We start from the raw sequence: 26889 nt of genomic DNA, 5'->3' as shown, positions 1-26889 counted from the left end.
GTATCCGGCCGGTGGCCGCGCTAGAGTCCCTCACCTGGGGAAATCGATGGGCAGGGGGAAGGGCCGTGATCTGTGACCAGTGAGTTCAGCGCCCTGTTGAAACGGCTGCGGCGCGAGGCGAAGATGACGCAGGAGGCGTTGGCCGAGCGTGCCGGAGTGGGCGTGCGCACCATCCGGGGGCTGGAGACCGGCGAGCGCGCCGACCCACGGGTGACCACGGTGCGGCTGCTGGCCGACGCGCTCGGGCTGAGCCCCGAGGACCGCGAGCGGCTGCTGGCGGCCGCCGTCCACCGGACCGTCGACGACGGCCCGTCGGACGACGCGACGCCGCGCCCCGAGCCGGCCACCGGCGGCCCATCGGGGTCGGCGTTGCACGAAACCCTGGCCGACGTGGCCGAGCAGGTCGCGCAGACGGTCGCCGCCCGCTGGCAGCGCGAGGAGGAACAGCGGCAGGTCCACGATCCCTACCCGCTGCCGGTGCGCTGGCGGCCGGTCGCCGAGGAGCTGACCGATCACTGGGCCAACATCCGTCGACTGCCCGCCGGGGGGACGCACGGCCCGCTGGACCTGAGCGGGCAACTGGACGAGATCGTGGACGTGTACCGGCGGCTCCCGTCCGGGCGGCTGGTGGTGCTGGGCCGCTCAGGTTCCGGGAAGTCGATCCTCGCCGTGCGGTTCGTGCTGGACCACCTGAAGTCGCGGGGCCGCGCCGACGCCGTACCAGTGATCTTCAGCATCGGCTCGTGGGACCCGACCGCCATCACCCTCCGGGACTGGCTGGCCGCGCAACTGACCCGCGACCAGCCCGGTTTGGCCGCCTCGGCACCGGGCGGGTCGAGCCTGGCCGCCGCGCTGGTCGAGACCGGCCGGATACTCCCCGTGCTGGACGGCTTCGACGAGATCGCCGACGGACTGCGCCGCCCCGCGCTGGAGGCGCTCAACGCCACCACCCTGCCGCTGCTGCTGACGAGCCGCCCGTCCGAGTACGCCGCCGCGGTGGCGGAGACCGACGTGCTCACCTCCGCCGCCGCGGTGGAACTCACCGATCTCGGCCTGGCCGATCTGGCCGACTACCTGCCGCGCACCACCCGCAAGGCCCGCGGCGGGGGCAGCCGCTCGGCGACCGCCTGGGATCCCGTGCTGAGCGAACTGCAGGAGCGACCGGGCAGCCAGGCCGCCGCCAACCTCACCGCGGTGCTGACCACTCCGCTGATGGTCACCCTCGCCCGCGCCGTCTACAGCGACACCCCCGACCACGACCCGGCCGCGCTCCTCGACACCCGGCGCTTTCGCACCCCCGAGGAGCTGGAGGACCACCTCCTCGACAACTTCACCGCCACCGTCTACCGCCCTCGGCCCGGGCACCACCCCGGCAGCGGATCGCGCCGCACCTTCGACCCGGAACGCGCCCAGTACTGGCTCGGCTACCTGGCCCACCACCTGACCCGCCTGGACACCCCCGACCTGGAGTGGTGGCGGCTGGGGCACGGACTGCGCCGGATCCCCCGCACGCTGGTGACGTCGCTGGTGATCTGTGTGGCCATCGGGCTGGTCGACGGCGTGGTCGGCACCCTCTTCGACTCCTTCGCCTTCCAACTCGCGGACGGGCTGGTGGCGGGGCTCCTCGGCGGGCTCCTCTTCGGCATCGCCTACTGGTTCATGGTCGCGGCCAAGGACACGGCCGTGGAACCGTCCGGCGTGCGCATGAAGATATTCGGCAGAGAACGGCGGACCGGGCGGAGCCCCCTTCGCCGCCTGGCCATCGGGGTGCTCTGCGGGCTGGTGTTCGGCATCGGCTACGGCTTCGTCCGCGGGGTGGCCAACGGCCTCTCGTACCACGTCAGCATCCCCCTCGTCCTGGCCGGCAGCCTCGGCGACGGCCTCATCTACGGCGTGATGTTCGCGCTGGCAGCCGGCCCCACCTTCGGCCTGCTGACCCTCTTCGAAACCCCGCTCGACATCCGGTCCGCCGTCAACCCGGTCGGCCTCCTGCGGACGAACGGCCGGACGGTCGCCACCCAACTCCTGCTCTGGGCGCCCACCTTCGGCATCCTGGTCGGCTTCGGCTCCGTGCTGGCGATCCAGCCCATGGCGGCGCTCCTGGGCCCGGTCATCTGGAACGTCACGGCCGCGCTCAAACTCGGTGTCATCAGCGGGCTCGGCGGCGCCCTCGGCTACACCTTCAGCCTGACCTCCTGGGGCCAGTGGACGGTCTTCTCCCGGATCTGGCTGCCGCTGACCGGCCGGCTGCCCTGGTCCGTGGTCACCTTCCTGGAGGACGCCTACCAGCGCGGCGTGCTCCGCCAGGCCGGCGCGGTCTACCAGTTCCGCCACGCCCGCCTGCAGCACCACCTCGCCCGCGCCTACCGGTCACCGCGCCCCCACCAGCCGGCCGAAGGGGTAGCCGGCGACCCCTGACCGGCCGGGCGCGGGGCGGGACACCTGCACACCACCGGGGTTCCGGTCCGCGCCTCCCTGATTCCTTGCTTACCGGTGTCCCGTTGCTCGTCCCTGGTCTCCGCTCCCCGGTCTTTTGTTCGCCGTCTTCCGGTCAGAAGGGTTCGGCGAAGCGCGAGATCAGCAGATCGTCCAATTCCTGACCGAGGTCCTTCGGGACGATCGCCCCTCCGTAGACCAACGCGACCTCTCCCACCGCGAGATCCGGGGACAGGCAGTACTTCAGACGGTCGCCATCGGTCGTGATCTTCAGCAGGCGCCGCGCCGAGATGCGCGCTCGGCCCTCCCCGTCGGGCTCGCCGTCGGGGAGCCCCGCCAACTCGACGACGGTGCGCATGTCGACGGGCCGTGCCACGCCGAACGCCTCCCTGCGCTGCGAGACGAACCCGGCATGAACCTCGCGCAGGAACACCTGCACTGCTTCCGGGAAAATCTCCCAGAATTCCGGTTCCTCGAAAGTGCCGGGATCGTAGCCGACCCAGGAAACCAGTTCCCGTTCCTCCGTCTCCAGGACATAAACCAGCACGGGGGAGTCGTCGGTGATACCGACGCGCACATCGACGCAGTGCGTGTTCAGCACCTCGGCGAATTCAGGGACGAGATCGAGAAATCCCTGGTTCCACAGTGACAGGGCCAGCCGCCGACGTTCTTCCGGGCCGGCGGCAAAGACGATCGGCCGCCATTCTTCGGGGATCCGGGCGACCTCACCACAAGGGGCCCCGACGAACGTCAACGACCAATCATTCAACGTGGCGGCGATTTCTTCAGGGGCCATATCCAACCTCGGTACGGGCTCTTGAGCGGTCGGTCGACAACGTCCGCCGGCGCTACGCCCCTCCCCGACGGCGCCCAAGGGCGCGGTGCGTTCTCTGCTCCGGGTACCTTCCGCCTCACCTCCGGCGTCTGTTGCCCGGGGGTTCTCGGCGGTGACATCTGGATCATCGTGGAAAGCGCTGAAATGCCGATGAAACGCTCCCGTTGCCCTGCCCTGCCCTGCCCTGCTCCGGAGGGCTGGGGCGGCCAGCCTGGTACGTGGCGGTGGTCGGGTTCAGATCCCGCGTTCGATCATGTCGATGACGTGCCGGGCGGCGTCGTCGGCGGCGTGGGTCATGTCGCCGGGCACATGGAAGGCGGTGCGGAACAGGCCCGGTTCCTGCTGGGCGAAGTGGACGTAGCCGGTGCCGACGGCGCCGAAGCGGGCGCGGGCGGCGGCCACCGGGTCCTCGGTGGGCGGCACGGCGGCCTGGCCGGCACACGCCCGGGTCGGTGTGCCGGAGCGTCAGGGACGCGTCGGTGTCAGGTCCGTTGGAAGAACTCCACCTCCGCCAGGGCGACATGGCGCCCCGCCGTGAGCGGTGTGCTGAGCGACGCCGAGCGGTGGGCGAGGTCCAATGGTGCGCCGCGCCGAACGACGGGGGCAGAAACCCTGCCCGGAACTGTGCCCGTTCGGGCCTGCGCACCGTCCGGCGGCGGGCGGCGGAAGGCGCCCCGCGGAGGCGCCGGGGAGCCGGCCCGCCGCCGATGCCGCGGGCCGGCTCGCACACCGCTCGGGCGCGACGAATCCGGGCACCCCCAGCGCTGTGTCGCCCCGACCCGTCACAGGGTGCGGTCGACGAGGCGCCCGGACGCGGCCATCAGGCCAGCGGGGCCACCGCCTTCGACACCTCGACCAGGAGGTCCTCGACCTCCGCGCCCCAGCGCGAGGCGATCACCAGATCGCGCGCCGGGTCCACCCACAGCAGATGGTTGCCCCCGTTGCCACGGGCGCAGCGGCCCGTGCGCGGAGCCCGGGGCCATACGGTGCGGTTGTCGTTGAGCCACCAGGACAGGCCGTAGTTGGGCTTGACCCCGCAGGGGGTCCACAGTTCCTCGATCCAGCGGCGCGAGAGGACCCGTTGCCCGTCCCACTCCCCGCCGCGCAGACAGAGCTGGCCGATGCGGGCCAGGTCCAGGGCGCTGATCCACAGGCCACCGCCCCAGTGCGCCCCGCCGGAGACCACCGGCACCCGGGCGCCGTCGAGGTCGACCACCGAGTTCCGGTAGCCGTGCCAGGACCACTCACCAACGGCGCCTATCGCCGTCATGACGCGCTCGCGCAGCACCTCCGGAAGGGCGCGCCCGGACAGGACCGTGAGCGCGAGCGCCGTGAGGTTCACGCGGACGTCGTTGTAGGCCCAGCCCTCACCGGGAGGCCCGCCCGCCGACTCGGTGCCCTCGCGGGTGCTCTGCGCGTCCGCCCACGTCGGCTTGCCCCACAGCTCGCCCTCCCACTGACTGGTCTGGTCGAGGAGGTGGCGCCAGGTGATCGCGCGTCCGTGCGGGCCGGCGAACTGGGGGAGGTCCACCGACTCCACGACCGGCTCGTCCAGGCGCAGCCTCCCGTCGTCGAACGCGACGCCGCCCACCAGCGACAGCACGCTCTTGGTGGCACTGAACGCCATCTCGGCGCGGGTCGGATCGCCCCACGCGGCGATGACCGTGCCGCGCCGCACCACGACGCCGCCGGGCCCCCGCCCGTCCCGCAGCGGGCCCACGACCTCACGGTGCGAGGCGTCCGACACCTGGGCGGTCAGATACGACGCCATGTCCGCGATCCCGGGCACCGGCCGTCCCGCCTGCGCCCGCACGGCCTGCGCCAGCGCCGCCGCGTCGACTCCCTCCCAGGCATCCCCGGGCCGGCCGCCCCGCTCCAGGACCTCCCCGTCGTACCGCGACGTCACCGCGTCCCCGTCGACCACGTCGTCCGCACCACCCGGCCCGCTCATGCCACTCATGCCACCCATGCCACCCATGCCGTTGACGCCGCTCATGTCGTTCATAGAGTTCATGCCGCTCATGGTGCGCCTCGGAGCCCCCGTGCCCGGGGCGAGACGTCCCGTTCGGTGATGAGGACGAAGGGGGGCGGTGCCCGGCACCACCCCCTGATGGCGCGTCAACTCACCGTGTGACAGCGGCCCTCAGCCGCAGTGGTCGTTCTCCCGGTGGCTGTAGCCGGCGCCGACGACGCCGCCCCAGTCGACGCACGCCCCGCGGGCGTTGACCCACACCGGACCGGCGTACGTGGTGTAGTCGCCCTCGTCCGAGATCCGCGTCGAGGGGTCGTCGGAGCGCGCGAGGGAGACCGACATGGCGATCGGCCCGCCCGTTCCCTTGCGGACGCTGACCGCGCAGTTGCTCCCGGAGGACTTCTGGTACGTGAGGTACACCGTGCCCTCGTTTCCGACGGGCAGGGAGTCTATGACCACGAAACCCGGGCCGCAGACGCCGTTGTAGGCCCCCGTCGTCGCCGCGTCGGCGGTACCCGGGACCGCGATGACCGATGCCGCGGCGATGCCCGCGACCGTGCCGAACGTTGCCAGTCGACGCCCCGCGGAGGAAGCGGAGAACCGTCTCATTCTGTCGCCCAGTGCCATTCTTCGACTCGCCTTCCTGACGATCTTCAAAGGCTCAAAGCTAAGGCGACGCGGAGCGGTACGGCAGAGCCGATTCGGCCAACGCTGGCCGGAACCCGGTAAGCGGTGCACGGCGGACTCCGGGCGTTTCCGCCGCCCCTCGGAGTGCTGTGTCTGTGCGACGACAGACACGGCCACAGGCAGCGCGGACGGAGGTGTCGTCCCTCGTGTTTTGTCGTGAGCACGCTTTCGCTACCATCCGGTAGGCCGATCAACGATGCTCCACGAGAGGACAGATGATGGACGTTCAGGATCGTCTGCCGCCGGAGCCCGACGAGGCCGGCGCCGCGGACCCGGACGCCTCGCGCGCCCCCGCAGGGATCGGCCGCCGGAGGTTCCTCGGCTACGTCCTGGCGGCACCCACCCTCGCGGTCGCCGCGCAACTGGGCGACGCGGTGGCCGGGAGCACCCCGGCGCAGGCCGCGGTCGGCTCGCTCCCCGAGGTGACCGAGCTGTTCGACCTCAACGACATGCTCACGACGGCGGCCCTGCCGACGTCCGGCCTCATCACCATCCACGTGCACGCCGACGGCACGGCCTCGTTCGCGCTGCCGCGCGCCGAAGTGGGCCAGGGCATCACCACGTCCACCGCGATGCTGATCGCCGAGGAGCTGGATCTGCCGCTGGAGAAGATCCGCGTCACCCTCGCCGACGCGCGCCCGGAGCTGCTCTTCAACCAGCTCACCGGCGGCTCCAACACCACCATCTCCACCTACACGCCGATCCGCGTCGCCGCCGCGATCGCCAGGAAGCGCCTTTTGGCGGCCGCGGCCGAGCAGCTCGGCGCCGAACTCTCCACGCTGACCAGCAAGGCCGGGGTGATCACCGCCCCGAACGGCCGGAGTGCCACCTATGGTTCGCTGGCGGAGAAGGCCGCGAGCCTGAAGACCCTACGGGTTGCCACCGACCTCAAGCCGCGCTCCGCCTTCTCGGTCATCGGCACCGCGCGCAACCGCGTGGACGCACTGGAGAGCGTGACCGGCCGCAAGCAGTTCGCCATGGACCTGCACGTGCCGGGCGCGGCGCCGACCATGGTGTGCCGACCGCCCACGATCAACGGCACGGTGCGGTCCGTGCAGAACCTCGACGCGGTACGGGCGATGCCGGGCGTGACCGATGTCGCGACCATCCCGACGGGCGTGGCGGTCCGTGCGCGGACCTTCGGCCAGTGCATCGACGCGGTGCGCGCGCTGAAGGTCCTCTGGGGTCCGGGGACGGCGGAGCGGGCTTCGGACGAGACCGTCCTGCGTGAGCTGAAGGCGGCGGAAATCCCCCTTGCCGTACCGAAGTTGGGGCCACTCGCCAAGACCGTCGAGGGCTCCTTCACCTTCCACTTCGCCAGCAACAGCGCGCTGGAACCCAACTGCGCGGTGGCCGACGTGCGGGCGGACCGGGCGGAGATCTGGGCGGCGCTCAAGTCGCCGATCGTCGCCCAGGGGGCGATCGCGGCGAAGCTGGGCCTGTTGCCGCACGCGGTCACGGTGCATGTCACCGAGGGCGGCGGCTCGTTCGGCCGCAAACTGTTCTTCGACGCCGCCCTCGAAGCCGCCGAGATCTCCAAGGCGATGGGCAAGCCGGTCAAGCTCATGTGGCACCGCACCGACGAGTTCCGGCAGGGCCGTACGCACCCGATGGCCACCTCGCGCATACGGGCGTCGTACGCGCTGGGCAAGGTGCTCACCTATGAACAGCGTCACACCTCGGTGTCCACCGACTTCGGGCACGGCCTCGGGGAGATCATCACGGCGACCGCCGCGAAGCTGCCAGTGGGTGACCTCACCTTCTCCGAGACCATCTTCACCCTCACCCAGCAGTCGCCCTACGACCTCGGGCTCACCACCCAACTGCTCAACGAGGTGGACAAGGGCTTCAACACCGGCAGCATGCGCAACATCTACTCGCCCAACGTCCGGTGCGCGCAAGAGCTGATCATCGACCGGCTCGCGGACGAGATGGGCAAGGACCGCCTGCGCTTCCGCCAGCAGCTGGTCAAGAACGACCGGGCCAGGGCCGTCCTGGACAAGGTAGCCGAACTCGGCGGCTGGGGGCGGAAGTTGCCGGCCGGCATGGCGCAGGGCATCGCCGTGCACCCCGAGTACCACGGGGTCGTCGCCGTGCTCGCCGAGATCGACTGCCGGCCGGAGACCACCGGACGGAAGGTCCCCGACGCCTACACCGGACCGCGCGTCACCAAGGTCGTCTGCGCAGTCGACGTCGGCCTCGCCGTCAACCCGAAGGGCCTCCAGGCCCAGATGATGGGCGGCATCATGGACGGCATCGCGATCACGCTCAGCTCGGGCCTGCACCTCAAGGACGGGGCGTTCCTGGAGGGCAGCTGGGACAACTACTTCTACACCCGGCAGTGGAACACCCCGCCCGAACTGGAGATCGTGGTCATGCCGCCGACCACCGGCAAGCCCGGCGGTGCGGGGGAGTTGGCGGTCGGCGCCGCCTCGGCCGCGGTCGCCTGCGCGTACGGCGCGGCCACCGGCACCATGCCGACGACGTTCCCGATCAACCACTCCGGTCCGCTCGGCTTCGAGCCGCTGCCGACCGTGCCCCCGATCCCGCAATCGCCGACCGACGGCCTGGACCGCGCCTACTAAGCGGTCTTGAGCAAGTCTTCTGTGGTTGGTGTCAGTGCTGTTGCCCGTCGGGTCATTGCCTGGTCGACGGCGGTGTGTAGTGCGGTGGTGCTGGTGTAGGCACGGACGGGCATGTCCTGGTACTTCACTGAGCGCCATATGCGCTCGATGAGGTTCAGCTCCGGCGATCGCGGTGGGAGGTAGAACAGGTGGACGCCGATGGCCTCCAGTTCTTCACGCCGTCCCTTGAAGAGTCTGGCGTGGTGGATCTGGGCGTTGTCCATGACGATCGTGCACGGTCTGACCCGCCGCCAACCAGGCGGCGGGTCAGTGAGACTGTCCGTTCCTTTGGGCAGGCGTGCGATGTGCGTGCAGACGAAGTCGAGAACCATCGAAGCGTCAATTTTGTGGTCGACGGCCCTCCACACCAGTTCGGGGCCTGGCCCGCTCTCGCTCAGTGCTCCCAGGACGTTGACCCGCCGGTTCTTGGTGTCCTCCCGCTTGACGACAGCGCGGACACCGGTGCGGGCCCAGGTGAAACCGGTGGGCAGGGTCGGAGAGAACCCGGACTCGTCCAGGTAGTACAGATCCTCGGTACCGGCTTCGGCCCTCAGCCGTACAGCCGTAGGCCCTCCAGCCGCTCCCACGCGGCGGCCTGGAGGGCCGGGCCGGCCTTGTGCCGCAGACTGTCGCGGGTACGTTTCCAGCGGAAACCGTCCCGGTGCAGCAGCACCGACAGCCAGGAAGAATCGACATTTACCCCACGCTCTCGGCGCAGCCACTCCGCCAAAGCGGGCAGCGTCCACGTGGTCCCCTCAGCCGCCGCGGTATCCAGCATCGCCTCCAGCGCGTCCAGGTCCTCGCGCGTCCACCGTGGCGGCCGGCCCGACCGGGGCGCGTCGGCCAGGGCCTCGAAACTTCCGTCAAGGAACCGGCGCAGAGCTTTGCGCACGGTGACCACATGCCGGTCGACAATGGACGCGATCTCGGGAGCGTTGCGGCCCTGGGCCGACAGCCGCACGCATTCCAACCGCACCCGCTCATTCACCGGCAAGTCCCGAGCCCTCAACCGCCGCCCCAACTCCGCCTCATCCTCCGACGAGAGCTCCACCCACAACGGTCCTGCCATTCCAAACCCCCCTCCTGGTATGGCACATACCCAAACAGCACCACACTTCACCAAGACCGCTTAGTAGCGCAAGGAGCGACCGTGCCCCAACACACCTTCATCCTCAACGGCAAGCCCGTCACGGTGGACGTCGAGGACGACGTACGGCTGCTGTGGGTGCTGCGCGACGTCCTGGGCGTGACCGGGCCGAAGTACGGTTGCGGCCTCGGCGTCTGCCAGGCATGCACCAGTCACATCAACGGCAAGGCGTTCAACCCCTGTTCGGTGCCGCTCAAGGACGTCCGACCGGACGACGAGGTCACCACCATCGAGGGACTGCCGGCCACCGTCGGCAAGGACCTGCACCCCATGCAGGAGGCATGGCTGGAGTACGACGTCGCCCAGTGCGGCTACTGCCAGCCGGGCCAGATCATGGCCGCCGTCGCCAAGGTCAAGCAGGCCCGCGCCACCGGCCGCGAGATCACCGAGGCCGACCTGGACGAGATCCGCAACGTCTGCCGCTGCGGCACCTACCACCGCATCCGCGAGGCCATCGTGGAGGGCGCGAAGCACTTCTAGGGCCTCGCCGGGCGATCGGGCAGCGGACCGGGTGCGCGCCTATGCGGCCAGGCAGCAGGCCGATCGCCACCAGCGCCGCGGTGGCCGGCAGCTCCAGGCAGGCAGGTGCGGCCCCAGATGGCGACCGGGAAGATGGGGGCCGTCCCCAGCAGGAAGCCGCGCGCCACGGTGCTGACGCCGACCGCCGCGAGGCCCGTTCACCGCGGCGACCCGCCACCTCGCGGAGCGCCCGTGTACACCGCTCGCCCGCCGTCAGCCGGCGGCCCGGCCCCCGCTCCAGGAGGGGTCAGCGGATGGTCCAACCCCCGTCGAGGGGGAGGGAGATGCCGGTGATGCCGTCCGCGTGCGGGGTGCACAGCCACACCACGGCCCGGGCCACCTCTTCCGGCTCGATCAGGCGCTTGAGGGCCGTGCGCTCCAGCATCACGCGCGAGACCACCTCGTCCTCCGGTATCCCGTGGGCGCGGGCCTGGGCGGCGATCTGCTCCTCGACCAACGGCGTACGCACATAGCCGGGGCTGACGCAGTTGCTGGTCACGCCGTGTGCGGCGGCTTCCAGGGCGACGACCTTGCTCAGCCCCTCAAGCGCGTGCTTGGCCGTCACATAGGCCGACTTGTAGGGACTGGCACGCAGCCCGTGGACGGAGGAGATGTTGACCACCCGCCCCCACCCGCGCTCGTACATCCGCGGCAGGGTGCGGTGCAGGAGGCGGAACGGGGCCTCCACCATCACCCGCTGCATCAACGCGAAGAGCTCCGGCGGGAAGGACTGGAGGGGGGCGACGTGCTGCAGCCCGGCGTTGTTGACCAGTACGTCCGCGTCGTCGGGAAGCGTGTCCACCGCGTCCGGGACAGACAGGTCGACGATGTGCGCGGCGCCGCCGACCTCCTCGGCGAGCTGCTGGGCCGCCGCCCGGGAGCGGTCCACCACGTGGACGAAGGCCCCCTCGGCGGAGAGCGCCAGCGCGCAGGCCCGACCGATGCCGCCGGCGGCCCCGGTGACCATGGCGGTCCGCCCGGCCAGGCATCCGGCGCCGGGCGCTCCCTGATCGGCGGCGTCGCGCGCCACGCCCGCCGCGTACGGCCCCTCGCCGGGGCGGTGACTGGTGTGCATGGCCGCAACGATAGGAACGGTACGGCGGTCGGCACATGGGGCCACCCCACACATTCGCCCGCGGCGAGGTGGCGTTCGCCGCCATCTCCGGGGAGATGGCGGGCCGGGCGGCCGCCGGGGCGTGCCACCCCCGGCGCGAGTGGTCCGGCGCCGCAATGGCTGTCGCCGCCACAGGCCCCGGTGCCCCCATGTGCCCACCACCCCTACCCGCCCGCCACCTCGCCCCGTAACGTCCGGCACCAGCAGGCGAAGCGGCGCCCACACAGGCATCCCGCACGACGGGACACGGGCGGGATGGCGGGATGTCGAACGGCGCGCCGCCCCCCTACAGGTCCGCCCGCTCAGATCCGTCCCCTTCAGATCCGCCGTCCGCAAATCCGCCGTCCGCAAATCCGGGAGCTCCCTATGCAACTGTCCACGCCCCGCAGTCACCTCGCCCGCCTCAGGGTCGCCGTCGTACTCGGTGTCCTCGCCGCGTGCCTGGGCCTCCTCGCCCCGACCGTCCCGCCCGCGGCGGCCGCGGCCGGCGGACTCCAGCGCGTCCCCGACTTCGGACCCAACCCCGGCAACCTGGAGATGTACCAGTACGTGCCGGCCGCCTTACCGCCGGGCGCGCCCCTCGTCGTCGCCCTGCACGGCTGCACCCAGAGCGCCGACGACTACTATGCGCACTCCGGCTGGCCCAAGTACGCCGACCGGTACGGCTTCGCGCTGGTCCTCCCGCAGACCGGCGCGGTCAACAACCCGCTCTCGTGCTTCAGTTGGTTCGACTCGACCAAGGACACCCGGGGCAACGGCGAGGCGGCGTCCGTCGTCCAGATGGTCCGCCACGCCGTGGCGCAGTTCGGCTCGGACCCCCACCGCGTCTTCGTCACCGGCCTGTCCGCGGGTGGGGGCATGACCGCCGACCTGCTGGCCGACTACCCCGACGTCTTCGCCGGCGGTTCGATCGACGCCGGACTGCCCGCCCACTGTGCGACCAGTCAAGTCCAGGCATCCGGCTGCCAGCTCGGCGCACAGAACCTCACCCCCGCCCAGTGGGGCGACAAGGTCCGCAGCGCCCACCCCGGCTACGCCGGCCCCTGGCCGCGCGTCGCGATCTGGCAGGGCACCGCCGACTTCACCGTCCGTCCGGTGAACGCCACCGAGCTGAGGGACCAGTGGACCGATGTCTGGGGCATCGGCCAGACACCGTCGAGCACCCGCAGCCTCCCCGGCGGCACCACCGAGACCAGCTACGACGACGCCGGCGGCCGGGCCGCAGTCCGGGTCTACACGATCTCCGGAATGGGCCACGGCCTCCCCGTCGCTCCCGGATCCGGCGCCGACCAGTGCGGCACCACCGGCACCTACTACCTCGACGCGATCTGCTCCAGCTCCTACACGGCGCAGTTCTTCGGCCTGGGCTGAGCCGGGGATGGTGCGGTGCGACGCGGCGGTGGCGGCGTGGCAGCCGGTGCCGCTGTGGCGGGCGCGGACCGCCCCGTCATCCGGCGCCGTGATCGTCCTCGGCGTCCTCGACGAAGAGTCGGTCCAGATGCTGATCGATGGCCGTGAGGGTGTCCCGGGGCTCGATCACCTGCAGTTCGAGGAGGGTGGTGAAACCGGTGAGGGCGAGCAGCAGATGGGTCTCGACCACCGGGTCCCGGTCGGGGCGGACGTACCCGTCGGCGACGGCCCGGCGGAGCAACTGCTCGACGGCGGCGCGCCCTTGGGTGATGCCGTCCCGCGCCCGCGCGCGGATGTTCTCGTCGTGCAGCGCCTCCAGGACGAACGCGGCGCTCATCCGGCTGGTCGCGCGGGCGTCGGCGTGCAGCGGGAGCAGCTCCGTGAGCATCACCCGCAGCACGTCGCGGGGGTGCGGACGGTCGCCGAGCTCCGCCAGGCGCCGATCGACGCGCCGCGTGGTCTGCTCGGCGGCGAAGTCCATCGCGAAGGTGAGCATCGCCTCGCGGCTGGCGAAGTAGTGCTGCAACTGGCCGTGGGACATCCCCGCCTCGCGCGCGACCTCGCGCAGCGAGAGCTGGGCGACGCCGCGTTGCTCGACCACCCGCCACAGTGCTCGGGCGATCGCTTCGCGGCGTTCGCGATGATCCACCTGTTTCGGCATCGTCGGTTTCCGTGCGGGCCTCTCGGCGAGCTTTCCCGTGCGGCTGACATGGTACAACCGTCGCCGCGCACCCTTCGGGCGATGCGTCGTATCGGCGGCTCTTGTCCGCTATCGGCGCGCCCTGGGGCAACGGCTCCCCGGTCGGCGGTCGTTCGGCCGCTCCCACGCCCCGGTGGCCGGGCGGTCAGCCCGTCGCGGTCCCGGCGCGGTCGTCCCCGGCGGGCCCGGAGCGCGCCATCCTGAACTCCCTCCGGGGCTCCCCTTCCCGCACCGGCTATACCCGCCCGGTCCGTTGGAAGCCGTGGCGGGCATAGAGCCGTTCCGCGGCTGTGTTGCCCTCCGTCACCCACAGCTCCACCCGCGAAAAGCCGTGGTCCTGTGCCCACCGCAACGCCGTCAGCAGCAGAAGGTCAGCGGTCCCGCGCCCGCGCGCCGAGGGGTGGACCCACATCGACACGACCTGCGCGATGCCCGGAGCCTCCGGAACGACGCCGATCAGCCCGCATGCCTCGTCCCCGTCCTCGGCGACGAACTGACCGCGGCGGGCCAGGCGCGCACGCCACCGCTCCTGGGTGAATGCCTGTTCCCGCTCCAGGGTGGAGCCGAACGCCTGCGGGGCATCGGCCAGCGCCGCCAGGCGGAGCGTGCGATAGCGGGCCCAGTCCTCGACCCCCAGGGGGCGCACGGAGAGCGTCGTCATGGGGGAGACCTTGCCCGGGTCGATCGTCGGGGGCAAGGCGGATTCCCGATCCCGGATGCGGTCCCTTCGCTCCTCCACCATTCTCTGACTAGAGTCAGAGAATGGCTGATGCGACGGAGATCGAGCAGGTGCGGCGGTTCAACCGCGCCGTCACCGAGCGGGTGGGCGTGCTGCACGACCGGTATCTGGGCCGGGACCGGCCCGTCGGCGAGGCCCGGCTGCTCTGGGAGATCGGCGAGCAGGGCCGGGACGTGCGCCGGCTGCGCGAGCGACTGGGGCTCGACTCCGGGTACGTCAGCCGGCTGCTGCGCTCCCTGGAACGGGAGGGCCTGGTGACGGTGGAACCGCACCACCAGGACCGGCGGGTGCGCACCGCACGCCTCACCGACGCGGGCCGCGCGGAGCGCGCCGTGCTCGATCACCGCAGCGACGAGCTGGCCGGCTCCCTGTTGGAGCCGCTCAACGCCGACCAGCGCGCCCGACTGGTCGCCGCCATGGCCGACGTCGACCGCCTGCTGACCGCCGCCACGGTCGCGCTGGACACCGTCGCCCCGGACCACCCCGACGCCCAGTACTGCCTGCGGTCCTACTTCACCGAACTGCAGGAGCGGTTCGAGACCGGCTTCGACCCCGCACGGAGCCTGCTGCCCGACGCGGGCGAACTCGGCCCTCCGCACGGCCTGTTGCTGGTCGCCCGGCTGCACGGCGAACCCGTCGGTTGCGCCGGTCTGAAGCTCCCGGCCGACGCGCCCGCCGAGGTCAAACGCATGTGGGTCGCGCCCCAGGCCCGGGGCCTGGGCCTGGGCCGCCGGTTCCTCGCCGAACTGGAGGAACGGGCCGCCCGACACGGCAGCGACCGGCTGCGCCTCGACACCAACCGGGCGCTGACCGCCGCGATCGGCCTGTACCGCGCCTGCGGCTTCGAGGAGGTCGCCGCGTTCAACCAGGAGCGCTACGCCCACCACTGGTTCGAGAAGCGGATCGCCGGGTCGCCGTCCGTGTGAGGAGGGCGGGCGGATGCTCGGAGTCGGCCGCATCTGAGGTGCGCAGCGCGTCGAGGAAACGGTCCACCGTCGCGGCCTGCGCCTTCGGGGGAAAGCGCTTCGGGTCGAACAGCGCCTGGACCACCAAGCCGTGGACGAAGGCGACGGCCATGGTGGCGAGTTGGTCGAGATCGGCCGTGGTGGGGAGTTCGCCGAGCGCCACGGCGGCTTCCAGGTGGGGGCGGACCGCCGCGCGGATGCGGACGTAGCGTTCCGCCTGGTCGGCGTGGAGCCCCTGGTCGGCGAGGGCCAGGTCCCAGGAGCTGACCCAGATCCGGTTGCGGTCGGTGTTCTCCCGGCCGATCGGCAGGAAGTCCAGCAGGACGGCGCGGAGCGCGGCGAGCCCCTCGCGCGGGCGGGCCCGTCGGGGGCGCTTCGCGCTGCTCTTCTCCAGGAGTTCCAGGGCATGGACGACCAGGGCCCGCTTGGTGGGGAAGTAGTGCATCAGCAGGCCGGTGGAGACGTCCATCTCGGCCGCCACGGCGCGCAGGGTCAGGCCGCCGAACCCCTTGGCGGCTAGCACCCGCCACACCGCCTGGGAGACGTCCTCGCGGCGGGATTCGTGATCGACGGGAGCGGGAGGCATAAGCATCTAGAATACGTACCGAACGCTTGTTATGCACCTTCGTCCGCCGGCCGGCGCGCTGGCGGAGCGATCGACCGATGGAGGACCCCGTGTTCGCCTTGCCGCTTGATGACAGCGCCGAGCTGCGGCCCTTGGAGCCCTGGCAGGCACAGGAGTTCCTCGACCACATCGATCGCGCCCGGCCCACCGTGGACCCCTGGATCCCGTGGGCGACGCGGAGCACGGACCTGGCGTCCGCGATCAACGTCCTTCAGGGCTACGCCGACGGCCAGGCCAAGGACGGTGCGCGGATCTACGGCATCTGGCTGGAGGGCGTGCTGGTCGGCGGCGTGATGTTCACGCAGTTCGATGCCGCGCTGGGGGTCTGCGAGATCGGTTGCTGGTTGGAAGCGGCCGGCGAAGGCCGCGGACTGGTGCATCGGGCGAGCCGGATCCTGATCGACTGGGCGTTCCGCGAGCGCGGGATGAGCCGCGTGGAATGGCGTACCAGTCCGGCCAACAAGCGCAGCGTCGAAGCGGCCCGCCGCCTGGGCATGCGCCGCGACGGCGTGCTGCGCAGCCAGTTCCCGTACGGGGGAGTCCGGCACGACACCGAGGTCTGGTCGGTCCTCGCGGACGAGTGGACGGGCTGAGGCGCCCGCCCGTCGCTCCGTCGGCGAACGGCGGGGCGGCGCCGCAGTCTTCATGACCCCGTACACGACGCCGCCACCGTGCCTGGAGCCCCTCCCCATGGCCGACCGACCCGCTGCCGAACTGCCCGCTCCCGAGGAGCTGTGGGCGCACGCCGCCACGCTGGCCCGGTGGAGCGCCGAGCATCCGCTGCCGGTGCACAACTACCGCGTCGAGGGGGCCGTGCTGCGCTCCGAGGACGTGGGCAACGGCTGGTGGGCGCTGACCCGGGTGGCCGGTGGCCGGGCGGTGCTCTACGGCATCGACAACGACTACAGCGACACCGTGGGCTGCTCCCCGCCCATGGACCTGCTCGCCGGCGGCCCGGCGTGGCTGCCCTGGGACCATCTGACGCCCGTGGTCCACGGGGAGGAGGCCATCGGCTTCGTCCTGTGGTGGGCGGACGGTGTCTGGCGGCGGGCGCCGTATCCGGCGGCCCTGGGCGACGACGGGGCGTCCACCATGGTTCCCGCGGACGACGGCGAGGTGCGGGAGGTGTTGGCGGCGCTCCGGGCGGACGGGACGGCGGCTGCGGAAGTACAGCGCAAGGAGGCGCAGGCGGCCCGGGCCGTGCGCGAAGCCGCCGCCCCTCCTGTCGAGTTGCCGGCCGGCCGCGGCGAGCCGGCCGGCCGGCGGGTGCCGTGCTGGCTGCCGGAGCACCTGGCGGCCGCCCTCGCGGTGGCGATGCGGGCGTCGGCGGAGAGCGCCCGTGCGCTGCCCGCCGGGGACGACGTGGCGGCGGCGGAGGGTGTGGGCGCGGGGCGGTGGCTGTACGTGCGGGTGTCGGTCACCGATGACGGTGTCGGCGTCGAGCGTGCCTACGACCAACTCCCCGGCTGGTGGCGGGGGACGGCGGGCATCTCCGATGCCTGGCCGGAGACCGTGCGGCGCGAGAGGACTCAGCGGGCCCCGCGCCACCGGCCTTCCTGGGTCGGACTGTTGGAGGAGGACGTGTTCCGTACGGGGCTGCCCGCGGAGCTGTGCGCGGTCACGGAGGAGGAGCGCGCCGGGGCGGCGAGGCGTTAGGGCCTGTCGCCGGCGGGGCGTTCAGCGGACGGTGCCGTCGCCCACCGTCGGCAGATAGCGTGGCGCCCGCCAGGCGTGCAGCCGGTGCTCCACCGCGGCCCCCAGCGCCAGGAGCCGGCCGTCCTGGTGGCCACCGGCCATCAGGAGCAGGCCCACCGGCAGTTCGTGCACGAACCCGGCGGGCACCGACAGTGAGGGGTAGCCGGCCACGGCCGCGGGGGTCGAGGACGGGACGACGTCGTTGTCGCCCCGCGCACAGTCGGTCGTCCAGGCCGGCGGATTCGTCGGCGCGGCGATCGCGTCCAGCCGATGGGCGGCCATGGTCTCGTCGATCGAACGCCGGGAGAGATCCCGCAACTCGGCCCGTGCGGCGCGGTATTGCGGGTCGGTGGTGGGCGGCGCGGCAAGCGCCCGCTCGAACAGCTCCTGGCCGGCGAAGCAGGTCCGCTCCGCCGGGTGGGCGCGGTTGAACGCGATCAGCCCGGCGAGGTCCTGCGGCCCGTCGCGGGTGGTGAGATAGGCATCGATGTCCCGGTGGAACTCGGAGAGCAGCGCGGGGAATTCGAGCTCCGCCAGGCGCTTCTGGTACGGGGGCGTCACCTCGACGACCTCGGCGCCCGCCCGGCGCAGCTTCGCCGCGGTCCGGGTCATGACGGCGTCCACGGCCGGTCCCAGCTCGGGCAGCCGCCACAGGCCGATCCGTTTGCCGCGCAGACCGCCGGCGCGGCGCAGTTCGTCCGGGGAGCCGAGGAGGCCGGCGGCATCGCCCGGCCGCCGGGCGTCGCCACCGCTGAGCACCGACAGGGTCAGCGCGGCGTCGACCACATGGCGTGCCATGGGCCCCGCGGTGTCCTGCTCGGCCGAGATCGGGACCACGCCGGCCTGACTGACCAGTCCCAGGGTGGGCTTGTGGCCGACCACCCCGTTCATCCCGGCCGCGCACACGATGGAGCCGTCCGTCTCGGTGCCGATCGCCACCTGCGCCAGGGACGCGGCCAGCGCGGCGGCCGAACCGGCGGACGACCCGCACGGGTTCCGGTCCAGGACATAGGGGTTGTGGGTCTGTCCGCCGACCGCCGACCAGCCCGAGGTCGGCTCGGTCGCACGGAAGTTCGCCCACTCGGACAGATTGGTCTTGCCGAGGAGCACCGCGCCCGCGTCGCGCAGCCGGGTCACCAGGACGGCGTCGCGCTGCGGCGGTCGGCCGGCCAGCGCCAGCGACCCGGCCGTCGTGGGCAGGTCACGGGTGTCCACGTTGTCCTTCAGCAGCACGGGGATGCCGTCGAGCGGGCCGCGGGCCGCGCCGCGGCGATGTCGGGCGTCGCTGGCCGCCGCCTGCTCCAGGGCTGTCGGGTCGGTCCGCAGCACCGCGTTGACCTTCGGATCGACGGCCTCGATCCGGCGCAGATAGGCGGCGGTCAGCGCCGACGAGGTCAGCGACCCGTCCGCCATACGGGCCTGTAGTTCCGGAATCGTCACGGTGTCCAGATCGACCCCCAGGCGCGCGGACTCCCGACGCGTGGACTCCGGGCCCGCCGCCCCCGTGCCGGTGGCCGAACCTCCCGGTGTCCGCCGATCGTCCGCGCCGCCACCGGCCGCCTGTGCGCGCGGATTCGGCGCGCCCGCGCACAGGGCGCCGGCGACCAACACGGCGGCCAGCGTGGCAATGCTCCGCTTCCTCATGCTCCTCATGAAAATCAGCGGACTACAGGCTGCCGGACCGGCACAAGGGCCTTTCGCGTCGCCCTCCCGTCAAGGCACCGGGCGGTTGCGGGATACTGCGGTACGTAACTGCTGGTACGGGGGGTACGGGTGCGACCGCTGGCAAAGGACGATCCACGACAGATCGGACCGTTCCGCATTATCGGGCTGCTCGGCGGCGGCGGGATGGGACGGGTCTATCTCGGCCGCGCGGGCGACGGCCGGACGGTCGCGGTGAAGACCGCGCGCTCCGAACTCGCCGACGACCACGGCTTCCGCAAGCGGTTCGCCCGCGAGGTGGCCGCCGCCGGTCGGGTCGGGGGACCGTTCGTCGCGCCGGTGGTCGATGCCGCGCCACAGGACGACGTGCCGTGGATGGCGACCGAGTACGTACCGGGCCTCCCGCTCAGCTCCGCCGTGCACGACTGGGGGCCGCTGCCCGAGCACACGGTGCGGCTGCTGACGGCGGGATTGCTCCAGGCCCTGTCGGCGGTGCAGGCACAGGGCCTGGTGCACCGGGACCTCAAGCCGTCCAACATCCTGCTCACCGCCGCCGGCCCGCGGGTCATCGACTTCGGCATCGCGCACTCCGCCGCGGACACCGCGCTGACCGTGACCGGCACCGCCCTCGGCACCCCGGGTTTCATGGCGCCCGAGCAACTGGTCATGACCGGCCCCGACATCACCGGGGCGGCGGACGTGTTCGCCCTCGGGGGCGTGGTCGTCTACGCGGCGACCGGCGACGGCCCGTACGGGAGCGCCGAACCACAGGTCCTGATGTACCGCACCGTGCACGAGCAGCCGCAGATCGACCACCTTCCCCACGCGCTCAAGGAGTTGGCGGCGGCATGCCTGGCGAAGGAGCCGCAGCGGCGGCCCGCGCTCCCGGACCTGATGGCGCGGGTGGGTGCACCGGGCCCGTACGGTGACTGGCTGCCGGAACCGATCAGCGAACAGCTCCGCCGGCTGTCCACCCAACTCGGCGACCCCCGCGGCCAGGACACCGCCACGCCGCCGCACCCGGCCCAGGCATCCGCGAACGTCGGCTTCGAGGGACTGCCGACCCGCACGATGACGGATCCCCCTCAACCCCCGCCGTCCGCCGCTCCGTCCGGGCAGCCCCACCGCCCCGGCCCACCACCGCAACCGGCGGGGCAGCCCCCGGCCACGGGTCCGAGCCGCCGCCGGATGCTCGCCGCACTGACCGCCGCCGGGGTCGTCGCCGGCGGCGGGGCGCTGGCCTGGACGCTCCGGCCGGACGGCGGGGCGAAGGGCACCGACGGCGCCGGCGCCGCGGCCAAGCCCGGCGGGACCGGGCAACCGGACGGCCGGCTGCCGCAGGCGATACGCGACAAGGGCACCGTCACCGTCGGCTCGGACCTCACCTACGCCCCGATGGAGTTCGTCGGCAACGGCGGGCCCACCGGTCTCGACGTCGATCTGGCCGAGGCCCTCGGCCGCGAGCTGGGCGTGCGCTGCACGTTCCAGAACGCCGCCTTCGACTCCCTCCTCACCGGCCTCGACGCGGGCAGGTTCGACCTGGTCATGTCGGCGGTGGTCGACACCAAGGACCGTCAGGAGGGGCGCGCGACCGGCTCGACGGCGCGCCGCGGCGTCGACCTGATCGACTACTTCACGTCCGGGCTCTCGCTCGTCGTCCGCAAGGGCAACCCGGACGGCATCCGCAAGATGGCGGACCTGTCGGGCAAGCCGGTCGCGGTCCAGCGCGACTCGGCCGCACAGAGCTACCTGGACGAGGTGAGCCGGCAGTTCCCCGCGCAGCTGACGCTCCGCGCGTTCGACACACCCGACGAGGTCTACTCCGACGTCGCCCAACGCCGTTCCCTCGCCTGCCTCGACGACTTCGCGGTCGCGGCCTACACCGCGGCGACCCATTCCGGCGGCGGCGCCCTCCAACTCTGCGGCCCGCAGCTCGACCCGGTGCCCTTCGGCATCGCCGTCGCCAAGACCGACACGGCCCTGCGCGACGCCGTGCGGGAGGCGCTCGACCGCCTCATCGCGAGCGGCGCGTACGCGAAGATCCTCAAGCGGTGGCACGTCGAGGGCGGGGCGGTGCCGCGTGCCGTCGTCAACGGCGGGCGGTAGGGTCGCCGCACCCGTCTGCCCCGTTCGTGGAAGGTGACGACCAGCCATGTCCCTGCCGAGCCTCCTGGCGGTCTTCGCCCACCCGGACGACGAGTCCCTGTCGGCGGGCGGGCTGCTCGCCCGCCACGCGGCCACCGGTGCGCGAACCGCGGTCGTCACGGCCACCTGGGCGGCGGAGACCCGGCGCGCCGCGGAACTGGCCGACGCACTCCGCATCCTCGGGGCCGGCGCCCCGCGCCTGCTGGGCTATGCCGATGCCGGCGCCCCGCAGTCGGCCCCGGGCGGCGCCCCGTTCTGCGCGGCGCCGCTCGACGAGTCGGTACGGCTCGTGGTCGGACACATCCGGGAGTTCCGCCCGGACATCGTCGTCACACACGACGCCTACGGCGGACTGACCGGCCACCCGGACCACCGCCACACGCACCGGGTGACCACGCTCGCGGTCCAGGCCGCCGGATGGGAGCAGCTCTACCCGGACGCCGGTGCCCCCTGGCAGCCGAGCGCGCTCTACCTGGCCACGCACCCGCACTCCGCCGCACGGGCGTGGGGAGACCGCCTCGTCCGGGCAGGCCGGGCGAGATACAGCGTCCCCGACGCGTGGGTCACCGCGACCGTCGACGTGACCCCGTGGCTGGAGCAGAAGCTAGGCGCCGTACTGGCCCACCGCACCGAGGTCGAGCGCGGCGCCCTGCCGGGGCGCATCGCCGGCCGCCCGCCGGCCGATCGGGCCCGCCTGCTGTCCACCGAGTGGTACATCCACCACGAACGCCCGGGGTTCACGCACCCGTCAGAAGTGCCTTAGGGCGCTTCTGACCCGGTCGTCCGACCCGGCACCCCCTGGACACGCTGGGTGTGCCGCATATGGATCACGACAATTCCCCTCTGAGGCGGGCGAGTCGGGACCTCTCCGGTGCTTAAGGTGCCGGTCTCGGTGCGGGCGCCGCACCGCGCATACTCAGGGGGAGGCTCGTATGCCGAACAGTGTGAAGGGGTCCGTGGACCCGACGGTCGAGGAGACTTCCGCAAGCGCCGACGAGGTGGAGGTGTCGGACCTGGCCGGCTACCTCAAGCACCTCACCGACCGGATCCTGCCGGGGGTCGAGAGCCGACGGGACGGCGCGCGGGCCGCCGACCGGCCGGACGTCGCGGCTGCTTACGCCGAAGTGGCTCACCTCATGATGGAGTCCGTGCAGGCCCTGCGGAACGTCGCCGAAGGGCTGGGCGAAGGACTGGGCGAAGGACTGGGCGAGGGGACGGGCGCGCAGGAGGAACGCCAGGCAGGGTGAGTCGTCGTGCGCCTGCCCGGCGTTGCGCTCCTCGGTGCCGGCGTCTACTTGCGGCGTGCCCGGATGCGGAGGGTGACGGCGAGGGCGAGCGCCCCCACCGCGAGCGCTCCCACGGCCAGCAGGACCAGGCTCCGGGTGTGCTGACTGCCGATCGCGGTGGTGCTGACGGACGGGACCGTCGCGCCGAGCGCGCTCGTGCCGGGCCGTTCCCCGCCCTCCGGGTGCCGCGCTCCACTGGGCTTGCCGTCACGGGAGTTCGGGCCGGCCGCGCCGCCCGTCTCGCCCGGAGTGCCGGATGCGGTCGAGCCGGGCGTGCCGTCCGTGGCGGACGGCCCGGTGTGCGCCGCGGACCCGGGCCCGGCGGCGTCGGATCCGGCCGAGCCGTTGCTCCCGGTCGTCGTCGAGCCGGCCGGCGGGTTCGCCGTGATGGCGAAGGACGCCACCACGTTGTTCTGTTGCGGGGCCAGTTTGCACGGCACGTCGATCGGGCCTCGGAACACCTTGCCGTCGGCGTCCCTGGGCACGACGTGCAGCACGAGGTCGCCCACGGTGATCTGCGCCCTGCCCGGCCGGTCGAAGGTGCGCGACGGTGCGGTGCCGGTCGCCCGGACGGCGAGCGAACCGGAGTCCGGGACGGCGGTCCTGGGTACCTGGAACGGCACGGTGGTGGTTCCGCCGCCGTGTGGCGCGACCACGCGGACCTGGGCGTCCGCCCGGCCCTCGATGCTCTTCACGCCGATCCAGTTCAGCCCGCTGGTGAGGGCCGAACCCAACGGCGCCCCGGCGCGGATGACGAACCGCGGGGTGGGCTGCCCGACCGGTGTCGAGGTGGGGACGTCCGCGTCGATCCGCACCCTTGCGGTCTGTGTGAACGACTGGATCGAGCAGGCGTAGGCGAGCGTGCGCGACAGCGGATCCGCCGCCGCCGGGCCGGCGCCGGTGACTCCCACGATTCCGCTGGCCACCCCCACCGTCGTCGCCACTGTGACGACGCGACGGGCCACCGGACCCTTGAGGACGGCGCGGGCCGAACCGCGCCGGTGTTGCCTTCCTTCGGTACTGATCATCTTGCCTCCCCCGTAAGGCAGCTGTGTCTGTACGACGAGCATCCGCCCGCCGTGTCATAGCCGTGTCACCGCCCGGAATCAGCCCGTCACCGGATCAGCCACCGGGGTGCGCGAGACGTGCAAACTCATCTGTAGGGAAAGGGGAGTTGGCTGTCGTGTTCCCGGAAGGTCTGGGCCAGATGGTCCCGGAGTTCGGCATGGCGGAACTGGTAGACCGCACCGGCCTGACGCAACACGCCCCGCTCGCAGGCGTCGTTGAGGAAGGCGATCAGAGCCCACGGCACGCGTCCGGTCAGTGGCAGCCAGATGCGCGACAGCGCCACCCACTGCCCCCAGGCGGTCCAGCTGAGCCCGTAGCCGAGCCCGCACCCGAAGGCCGCTTCGCCCGCGAACACCAGACCGGCCAGGAACCCGCGCAGCGGCCCGTCGGTGATCCCGTTGGCGACCCCGGCCGCCAGTCCGAAGACGAGTGCCCACACGAGCATGTGGAAGACCACGTTCTTGCGGTTGTCGTTCAGCAGCGCGGCGGGGCGGACGGCGGATCGGATGTCACTGGGTACTTCGAGCCAGGCCACGATGCCCAGCACCAGTCCGATCCCGAGCCCGGCGCCGGGCACGAACATGAGCGCGCCCAGGAGGCCGCCGTCGAGCCCGTCCGCCAGTCCGAGCGGCTCGACCACACCCCTGTCCACCAGCACCAGCACCAGCGCGATCGGGGTGCCGAAGGCGAGCCCGACCGTGAACCGGGGGAGGAACCTCGCACGCCTCTCCCTCCCCCCGCCGAAGAGCCGCACGCGGAACCGCGACGGCTCCGTCGCACCCCGGGAGATGAACGCGTACACCATCCCGAACGCGAACCCGACCGCGAGCCCGTGCAGCAGCCCGACGACGAGCCCCCGTACGAGCGCGAACCGGGCGCCGTGAGAGGTGGCGACCAGGTCGACGGGGAGGTTGCCGACCGCGGTGGTGACGCCGAAGGACAGTCCGGCGAGGAATCCGACCACGAGCACCCGGGTGGAGCGGCGCAGGGTGGTGCCCAGTTGCCACCAGGCGAGGTCGGCGGTGTCGAGTCGGGTGAGGTGCGCGGCGAGGTAGCCGAGCCAGTGGTGGGCGCGTTCGGGGTCCCAGTGCCGTCGGCGGCGACGGCCGGTGGCGGGGTCGCTGTCGGTCGGCGGGCGGTGGTAGGCGGTGGGCGTGAACGCGGCCAGGAGGTGTTTGCGCAGGTCGTCGGCGGTGCGGAAGCGGGTGGTGTCGAGCAGCTCGGAAGGGTCCCGGCCGGGCGCGTCGCTGTAGATGGTGCGTGCCATGGCGACCATCAGCGGGGTGGTGAGCACCGTGGCGACGTTGTGGGTGCCCCGTTCGTGCGGCCGGGTTCCGAGCCTGGCCAGGACGGGCTCCCACACCGTGCCGTGCAGCCCGCCGTCCACGCCGGGGCGGCTGGCGCGCGGCAGGTAGTCGGCGAGGTCGCCGAGGGTGAGGTCGTCCAACTGGACGACGGCGGCGCCGCTGAGCACGTCGGTCGCCGCCACCGCCTGGGCGTATTGCGCGGGGCGGCTGGTGAGCAGCAGCGGTGTGGTGGTGGCGTTGAGCTTGTCGAGCGCTTCCCCCTGCAGGCCGCTGGCGATCTCGTCGAACCCGTCGAGGACGGGCAGGATCCGGCCCGTGTCCACCAGGGCACCGGCCAGGTTGCGCCCGGGCATGTCGGGGTCCCGGGCAGCCAGGCCGTAGTCGCGCACCAACTGGTCGCACATCCAGTCGCGCAGCGAGGTGCTGCGGGGGTCCCACGCGCCCAGGCCGAAGATCACGGGTACCGGGTCGTCGGGGGTGCGGTCGCCGAGCCGGTCGAGGACGAAGCGCAGGGTGAGGATCGTCTTGCCCGAACCGGCCGCACCGAGCACCACCAGCCGGGCGGACGGAACGGACCGGTACACCTGCACGATGTGCTGAAGTCGGCCGGCCAGCGGAAGGGGGCCCGGGTCCGTTCCGGGTGCGGACCGGCGGATGTTGGCCCAGTGGTCGAACAGCCCCGCGTCCGCGGGCCGGAACCGCACGGTCAGCGGCATCGGGTCGTGCACCTTGCGCCGACGCTCCTCCCTGTCCCACTGGTCGTGGACCGTGGCGGCGAGTTTCCTGACCGCTTCCCGCAGTTCCGGCGGGCCGTCGGGCGGCGGTGGGGACGGGCGGGGGAGCCGGTCGAGTCGGTCGGCATCGAGCGGCAGGCCGATGAGCTCGCCCAACTCGCCGATCCGGGCCGGGGACAGGCACGCGTACCAGCGGTGCACCGGGCGCGCGGTGAGCCTGCCGAGCCCGTCGGAGCGGTGGTGCTCGCTGACGATGCCGATCAGGCACCCGTCGCTCCACACCGCGGCCCCCGACATCCCTTCCCAGGGCGAGCGGTCCGGGTCCTGGTCGTGCTCCGGGGCCGCCAGCCTGGCGATCTCCAGGGTGCCCTGGCGCTGGTTCGACAGCGGGACCGCCTGGCCGAGCGCGTGGTGGGTGTCCCGGTAGGAGGTGAGGGGGCCGTGCTCCGGCCACGCGGCGTCGCGGCGCAGCTTGAACCTCGGGAACCCGAGCGCCGCGCAGTCCACCGGCCGCCCGACGCGGGCGAACCGCACCGGCGGCACGTCGACGGCGTACCGCTCGTCGGGGCCCGACCCGTCCGCGATCTTCAGCAGTGCGATGTCCGCGGGGGCGTCCGCCCAGACCGTCTCGCCGGGCACGTCCCGCACGCTGCCGTCCTGATGGACGAACCGCACCTGAACCGACGCCGCGTCGCCGATCACATGCGCGGCGGTGAGCACCACGTCCCCGGTCATCCGGTAGCCCGAGCCGCGCCGGCCCGCGCCCGAGCGGAGGGTGGTGATGATCTGGACCGCCCGCGCCGGGTCGAGTCCCGCCGGCTCCCCGGCCCCGCTCGGCGCGGGAGTCACTGTTCGTGGGCGTCGGCCGGGCCGGAGACGAACGGGTGAGCGTTCGTCCCGGTCAGGGTCGGTTGCAGGGCCAGTTTGATGCGTTGGGTCGTGGTGGTGCCTGCGGTCGCCTCCGCCCCCGACTCCACCACCCAGAACCGCACCTTCGCCCCGGCCTGTGCCGTCCGCTCCAGTGCGACCGACACCTCCAGCTCGACGGGTCCCAGTTCGAAGCGCAGCGCCTCACCCTCCGCCGCGGTGATCGCCTGTTCCAGCTCCGCCCTGAGATCCCTGATCACACTGGCTAACTCGATCACGCGAGGCCCCTTTGTCCGTCACCGGCAACCGAATCCCGTTACCCGTTACCAGTTACCCAGGACGGTGGGCCGGT

23 protein-coding genes and 1 pseudogene are annotated in these 26889 nt (G+C 72.4%); 10 read left to right on the top strand and 14 right to left on the bottom strand.

The features are described from left to right. The first annotated feature begins 72 nt into the window (after window positions 1-72). The gene (locus JNO44_RS06375; protein WP_205362157.1) at window positions 73-2418 is read left to right on the top strand and encodes a helix-turn-helix domain-containing protein; all 2346 of its coding nucleotides are present in this window, start codon (window positions 73-75) and stop codon (window positions 2416-2418) included. A gap of 133 nt (window positions 2419-2551) precedes the next feature. Here the strand turns inward: JNO44_RS06375 and JNO44_RS06370 are convergent, their stop codons facing one another. From JNO44_RS06370 to JNO44_RS06355, 4 genes are all read right to left on the bottom strand, one after another. After that, the gene (locus JNO44_RS06370; RefSeq protein WP_205362154.1) at window positions 2552-3232 is read right to left on the bottom strand and encodes a hypothetical protein; all 681 of its coding nucleotides are present in this window, start codon (window positions 3230-3232) and stop codon (window positions 2552-2554) included. A 273-nt stretch (window positions 3233-3505) separates the two neighbouring features. Continuing rightward, window positions 3506-3694 carry a WHG domain-containing protein gene (locus JNO44_RS06365; RefSeq protein WP_205362152.1) on the bottom strand — a complete coding sequence of 63 codons (189 nt, stop codon included), beginning with the start codon at window positions 3692-3694 and terminating at the stop codon, window positions 3506-3508. A 397-nt stretch (window positions 3695-4091) separates the two neighbouring features. Next, window positions 4092-5285 (bottom strand): serine hydrolase domain-containing protein, encoded by a 1194-nt coding sequence (locus JNO44_RS06360; RefSeq protein WP_240167452.1) that lies wholly within the window; start codon window positions 5283-5285, stop codon window positions 4092-4094. Window positions 5286-5414: 129 nt separating this feature from the next. Then, window positions 5415-5852: a spore-associated protein A gene (locus JNO44_RS06355; protein ID WP_235092485.1), complete on the bottom strand. Its 438-nt coding sequence runs from the start codon at window positions 5850-5852 to the stop codon at window positions 5415-5417. Window positions 5853-6145: 293 nt separating this feature from the next. Between JNO44_RS06355 and JNO44_RS06350 the strand changes: the two genes are divergently transcribed. Then, the gene (locus JNO44_RS06350; RefSeq protein WP_205362148.1) at window positions 6146-8515 is read left to right on the top strand and encodes a molybdopterin cofactor-binding domain-containing protein; all 2370 of its coding nucleotides are present in this window, start codon (window positions 6146-6148) and stop codon (window positions 8513-8515) included. On the opposite strand, the gene JNO44_RS06345 is transcribed toward JNO44_RS06350, so the two are convergent. Then, window positions 8512-9141, bottom strand: a complete 630-nt coding sequence (locus JNO44_RS06345; protein ID WP_205360203.1) for a transposase — start codon at window positions 9139-9141, stop codon at window positions 8512-8514. The genes JNO44_RS06350 and JNO44_RS06345 overlap by 4 nt on opposite strands. Then, window positions 9105-9623 (bottom strand): helix-turn-helix domain-containing protein, encoded by a 519-nt coding sequence (locus JNO44_RS06340; RefSeq protein ID WP_205360206.1) that lies wholly within the window; start codon window positions 9621-9623, stop codon window positions 9105-9107. The genes JNO44_RS06345 and JNO44_RS06340 overlap by 37 nt, the downstream gene beginning before the upstream one ends. Before the next feature lie 81 nt (window positions 9624-9704). On the opposite strand from JNO44_RS06340, the gene JNO44_RS06335 reads away from it, so the two are divergent. Continuing rightward, on the top strand, window positions 9705-10181 hold the full coding sequence (locus JNO44_RS06335; RefSeq protein ID WP_067355220.1) for a (2Fe-2S)-binding protein: 477 nt from the start codon (window positions 9705-9707) through the stop codon (window positions 10179-10181). A 286-nt stretch (window positions 10182-10467) separates the two neighbouring features. Here JNO44_RS06335 and JNO44_RS06330 read toward each other — a convergent pair whose 3' ends face one another. After that, on the bottom strand, window positions 10468-11295 hold the full coding sequence (locus JNO44_RS06330) for a 3-hydroxybutyrate dehydrogenase (RefSeq protein WP_205362146.1): 828 nt from the start codon (window positions 11293-11295) through the stop codon (window positions 10468-10470). A gap of 405 nt (window positions 11296-11700) precedes the next feature. Here JNO44_RS06330 and JNO44_RS06325 point away from each other — a divergent pair. Continuing rightward, window positions 11701-12699 (top strand): annotated as a pseudogene (locus JNO44_RS06325) (extracellular catalytic domain type 1 short-chain-length polyhydroxyalkanoate depolymerase); the annotation flags it as partial. An 82-nt stretch (window positions 12700-12781) separates the two neighbouring features. Here the strand turns inward: JNO44_RS06325 and JNO44_RS06320 are convergent. Together JNO44_RS06320 and JNO44_RS06315 are read right to left on the bottom strand one after the other, a co-directional pair. Beyond that, entirely contained in the window at window positions 12782-13405 is a 624-nt protein-coding gene (locus tag JNO44_RS06320) for a TetR/AcrR family transcriptional regulator (protein WP_205362142.1), read from the bottom strand. A 274-nt stretch (window positions 13406-13679) separates the two neighbouring features. Next, entirely contained in the window at window positions 13680-14105 is a 426-nt protein-coding gene (locus JNO44_RS06315; protein WP_240167451.1) for a GNAT family N-acetyltransferase, read from the bottom strand. A gap of 101 nt (window positions 14106-14206) precedes the next feature. Between JNO44_RS06315 and JNO44_RS06310 the strand changes: the two genes are divergently transcribed. Continuing rightward, complete coding sequence (locus JNO44_RS06310) at window positions 14207-15109, top strand: helix-turn-helix domain-containing GNAT family N-acetyltransferase (protein WP_205362139.1); 903 nt, start codon at window positions 14207-14209, stop codon at window positions 15107-15109. Here JNO44_RS06310 and JNO44_RS06305 read toward each other — a convergent pair. After that, complete coding sequence (locus JNO44_RS06305; protein ID WP_205362137.1) at window positions 15045-15734, bottom strand: TetR/AcrR family transcriptional regulator; 690 nt, start codon at window positions 15732-15734, stop codon at window positions 15045-15047. The two genes, JNO44_RS06310 and JNO44_RS06305, sit on opposite strands and share 65 nt — an antisense overlap. A 77-nt stretch (window positions 15735-15811) precedes the next feature. On the opposite strand from JNO44_RS06305, the gene JNO44_RS06300 reads away from it, so the two are divergent. Both JNO44_RS06300 and JNO44_RS06295 read left to right on the top strand, forming a co-directional pair. After that, window positions 15812-16366 (top strand): GNAT family N-acetyltransferase, encoded by a 555-nt coding sequence (locus JNO44_RS06300; RefSeq protein WP_240167450.1) that lies wholly within the window; start codon window positions 15812-15814, stop codon window positions 16364-16366. 97 nt (window positions 16367-16463) lie between these two features. Beyond that, window positions 16464-17429, top strand: a complete 966-nt coding sequence (locus JNO44_RS06295) for a hypothetical protein (RefSeq protein WP_205362134.1) — start codon at window positions 16464-16466, stop codon at window positions 17427-17429. Between the two features lie 21 nt (window positions 17430-17450). On the opposite strand, the gene JNO44_RS06290 is transcribed toward JNO44_RS06295, so the two are convergent. Then, window positions 17451-19112, bottom strand: coding sequence for an amidase (locus JNO44_RS06290; protein WP_205362132.1), 1662 nt, complete (start codon window positions 19110-19112; stop codon window positions 17451-17453). A gap of 129 nt (window positions 19113-19241) precedes the next feature. Between JNO44_RS06290 and JNO44_RS06285 the strand changes: the two genes are divergently transcribed. The 3 genes from JNO44_RS06285 to JNO44_RS06275 all read left to right on the top strand — a co-directional run bounded on the left by JNO44_RS06285 (window position 19242) and on the right by JNO44_RS06275 (window position 22522). After that, window positions 19242-21236, top strand: a complete 1995-nt coding sequence (locus tag JNO44_RS06285; RefSeq protein WP_205362130.1) for a bifunctional serine/threonine-protein kinase/transporter substrate-binding domain-containing protein — start codon at window positions 19242-19244, stop codon at window positions 21234-21236. A 46-nt stretch (window positions 21237-21282) separates the two neighbouring features. Further along, a complete protein-coding gene (locus JNO44_RS06280) occupies window positions 21283-22038 on the top strand; it encodes a PIG-L family deacetylase (protein ID WP_205362128.1) in 756 nt (251 codons plus the stop codon). 169 nt (window positions 22039-22207) lie between these two features. Further along, on the top strand, window positions 22208-22522 hold the full coding sequence (locus JNO44_RS06275) for a hypothetical protein (protein ID WP_205362126.1): 315 nt from the start codon (window positions 22208-22210) through the stop codon (window positions 22520-22522). 44 nt (window positions 22523-22566) lie between these two features. On the opposite strand, the gene JNO44_RS06270 is transcribed toward JNO44_RS06275, so the two are convergent. From JNO44_RS06270 to JNO44_RS06260, 3 genes are all read right to left on the bottom strand, one after another. Further along, complete coding sequence (locus tag JNO44_RS06270) at window positions 22567-23589, bottom strand: DUF6801 domain-containing protein (RefSeq protein WP_205362124.1); 1023 nt, start codon at window positions 23587-23589, stop codon at window positions 22567-22569. A 125-nt stretch (window positions 23590-23714) separates the two neighbouring features. Continuing rightward, window positions 23715-26519 carry a trypsin-like peptidase domain-containing protein gene (locus JNO44_RS06265; RefSeq protein WP_205362122.1) on the bottom strand — a complete coding sequence of 935 codons (2805 nt, stop codon included), beginning with the start codon at window positions 26517-26519 and terminating at the stop codon, window positions 23715-23717. After that, window positions 26516-26815 carry a trypco2 family protein gene (locus JNO44_RS06260; RefSeq protein ID WP_205362119.1) on the bottom strand — a complete coding sequence of 100 codons (300 nt, stop codon included), beginning with the start codon at window positions 26813-26815 and terminating at the stop codon, window positions 26516-26518. Before JNO44_RS06260 ends, JNO44_RS06265 begins: the two co-directional genes overlap by 4 nt. Window positions 26816-26889: the final 74 nt, after the last annotated feature.

This window comes from Streptomyces noursei, assembly GCF_016917755.1.
Taxonomy (GTDB): Bacteria; Actinomycetota; Actinomycetes; order Streptomycetales; family Streptomycetaceae; genus Streptomyces; species Streptomyces yunnanensis.
Note: the sequence above shows the minus strand (reverse complement) of the source record. Positions and strands in the feature narration are given on the sequence as shown.